General features: G+C 71.0%; 3 protein-coding genes. 2 read left to right on the top strand and 1 reads right to left on the bottom strand.

Annotated features, from left to right (window positions below):
- Positions 1–196 precede the first annotated feature (196 nt).
- Positions 197–1,453, top strand: coding sequence for a DNA polymerase IV (gene dinB, locus VJN29_RS08095; protein WP_324143118.1), 1,257 nt, complete (start codon positions 197–199; stop codon positions 1,451–1,453).
- 60 nt (positions 1,454–1,513) lie between these two features.
- Positions 1,514–1,900 (top strand): DUF3040 domain-containing protein, encoded by a 387-nt coding sequence (locus VJN29_RS08090; protein WP_324143117.1) that lies wholly within the window; start codon positions 1,514–1,516, stop codon positions 1,898–1,900.
- Positions 1,901–2,015: 115 nt separating this feature from the next.
- Here VJN29_RS08090 and VJN29_RS08085 read toward each other — a convergent pair.
- The coding region (locus tag VJN29_RS08085; protein WP_324143116.1) for a DUF456 domain-containing protein at positions 2,016–2,429 on the bottom strand (414 nt) is incomplete at its 5' end.

Here is a 2,429-nt window from a genome sequence, read left to right as displayed (position 1 = left end):
CCCCGTCGACAGCCACGGCGTGCGCATCTTCAGTGACCTCGTCCCGTCGGCGCTCGTCGACTCCGAGGCCGACCGCACCGCGCTCCTCGAGCTCGAGGAGGTCGCGAGCCACCATCCGGACCACCCGCTCCTCGGGGCGCTCGGCAGCGTGCGGCACGTCCTCGCCACCCGGGACTGACGTCGGCCAGGGTCACCGATGAGCCGTCGCCAGTACGCCCTCCCCTCGCGGGCCTCCGCCGAGCCGCCCGACGACACCGGCTGCACCGTCCTCCACGTCGACATGGACGCGTTCTACGCCTCCGCGACGCTGCTCTCCCACCCCGAGCTCACCGGCACACCGGTGATCATCGGGGGTGGCAACCGCGGGGTCGTGCTCTCGGCGACCTACGAGGCACGCCGCTTCGGCGTCACCTCCGCGATGCCGATGGCCCGAGCCCGCCGCCTGTGTCCGCAGGCCACGGTCCTGCCGCCCGACCACTCCCGGTACTCGGCGATCTCGGCGGCCGTTCTGGAGACCTTTCGCTCGGTCACCCCGGTCATCGAGCCGCTCTCCCTCGACGAGGCCTTCCTCGACGTCTCGGGCGCGGTCCGGCGGATGGGCAGCCCGGCGACGATCGGCCAGCACATCCGCGACACCGTCCACGACGAGCAGGGCATCACGTGCTCGGTGGGGGTCGCGCCGAGCAAGTTCGTCGCCAAGCTCGCATCCGGCCTCGCCAAGCCCGACGGGATGGTCGTCGTGCCGCGGAACGAGGTCGTGCCGTTCGTCCAGCAGCTCCCGGTCGGGGCGCTGTGGGGAGTGGGGGAGCGCACCGAGGAAGCGCTCGTCCGGCTCGGCCTGCGGACCGTCGCCGACATCGCGCACACACCGCTCACGACCCTCGTGCGCGGCCTCGGGGAGGCGGCGGGGCACCACCTCCACGAGCTGGCGTGGGGTCGCGACCCCCGCCATGTCGAACGTGAGCAGCGCGAGAAGAGCATCGGCAGCGACGAGACGTTCGACTACGACATCGACGACGCCACGGAGATCCACCGCCACCTCCTCGCGCTCAGCGAGCGCACCGCAGCCCGGATGCGGGCCGCGGGGCTCACCGGCCGGACCGTCACCCTCAAGGTGAGGTTCAGTGACTTCACGACCATCACCCGGTCACGGACCCTGCGTGAGCCCACCGACAGCGGACGCACCGTGCACGACGCCGCGGTGGGGCTCTTCGACGCCCTAGGACTCCAGCGCGCGAGGATCCGGCTCGTGGGGGTCCGGCTCGAGAAGCTCGTCGAGGCGGACCGCGCGCCGATCCAGGGGGTCATCGGGGAGCCCGAGCACGGGTGGCGTGACGCCGACCGGGCGGTCGACCGGGCCCGTTCGAGGTTCGGTTCCGGTGCCGTGAGGCCAGCGAGTCTGGTTCAACGTGACACATCGGCTTCCGCCAGGCCACCTCGCGACCTATCCTGATTGCTCAGGGACAACATGGGACGTCCGCCCGGACGTCCCGGGCCGACAACGGGAGGATCCGTGCCCCTCTCAGACCACGAGCAGAAGATGCTCGAACAGATGGAGCAGGCTCTCGCTGCCGAGGACCCGAAGTTCGCCTCGCAGATGCAGGGCAGCTCCCTCGCGTCGCTCCAGCGTCGCCGGTGGGTCATCGGTGCCGTCGGGGTCGTCGCCGGTCTCGGCCTGGTGCTCGTGGGCGTCAACACGACGATGTGGGTCGGTGCCATCGGCTTCGCCGTCATGGTCGCCTCGGCCGTCTTCGCCGCCACGCCACCGCGCAAGGCCCGGCTCGCCGTCGTCCGCGCCGACGGCACCCAGGGGCGGGCCAAGGACTCGCGCCGGAAGGGCTCACGATCCTTCATGGACCGTCTCGACGAGCGCTGGGAGCGTCGCGAGAACAACCCGTGAGTCGCGAGAACGACCTCTGACCACAACGACCACTGACCTCGAGCGTCGACCAGCCCCGGCGGGCTCGGAGCGTCTCTTGGGCTGGCGTCTCTCGGGCCGCTCGCGAGGGACGCGCTCAGGAGGCGAGCAGACCCGCGACGTAGAGCGCGGCGATCCCCAGTCCCGCGACGAGCTCGATGCCGACACTCTGGAGGACCCCGACCAGAGCATGCTTCGTGCGTTCCCAGGCCTGGCGGCGATCCCCGTTGCGACCCAGCTCAACGAGGTAGATGCCGAGCACGAACCCTACGAAGGCGCCCACGAACGGGATGACGAACATCCCGACGAGTCCGAGGAGAACGGCCAGAGCGAGCGTCGAGGACGCGACACCTCGCTCACGCATCCGGCGGCCGGGGAGAAGGTACTGAAGGGCGACGCCGGCCACGGCGACGACGACGCTGGCCGTGAAGATGCCCCACGCGAGAGTGGTCCCCTCCATCAGGGCCCAGAGCAGGACACCACCGAGGACGAGGAGGAGACCGGGAAGGAC

The organism is Intrasporangium sp., assembly GCF_035280925.1.
GTDB lineage: Bacteria > Actinomycetota > Actinomycetes > Actinomycetales > Dermatophilaceae > Intrasporangium.
Note: the sequence above shows the minus strand (reverse complement) of the source record. Positions and strands in the feature narration are given on the sequence as shown.